Raw genomic sequence first — 243 nt, 5'->3', positions numbered from 1 at the left:
GTCGATATCTTCCTTCACGCTCTTCTGCAGGTGCAGGAAGCGGCCCAGCACTTTCAGCCAGGCATCCGGGTGGAACAGGCGCTGCCACAGGTAGCGGGTGGCGTACTGGCTGTCATCCGGCGCCGGGGGGTTGCCGGCGCCGCCGTCGAGGCTGCCCAGGTTGAACGGCAGAAAGAAGGTCTCCTTGCCAGCCAGCTTGGTGGTCATCGCCACCTCATCCTGGCTCACGGCAAAGTGCACCAG

At 64.6% G+C, this 243-nt stretch carries 1 protein-coding gene; it reads right to left on the bottom strand.

Annotated features, from left to right (window positions below; all coding sequences use genetic code 11):
* On the bottom strand, positions 1-243 hold a 243-nt coding region (locus AAEZ08_RS23350), incomplete at both ends, for a hypothetical protein (protein ID WP_500125237.1).

The organism is Pseudomonas sp. E45-MNA-CIBAN-0222, from assembly GCF_040310405.1.
GTDB lineage: Bacteria > Pseudomonadota > Gammaproteobacteria > Pseudomonadales > Pseudomonadaceae > Stutzerimonas > Stutzerimonas stutzeri_AC.
Note: the sequence above shows the minus strand (reverse complement) of the source record. Positions and strands in the feature narration are given on the sequence as shown.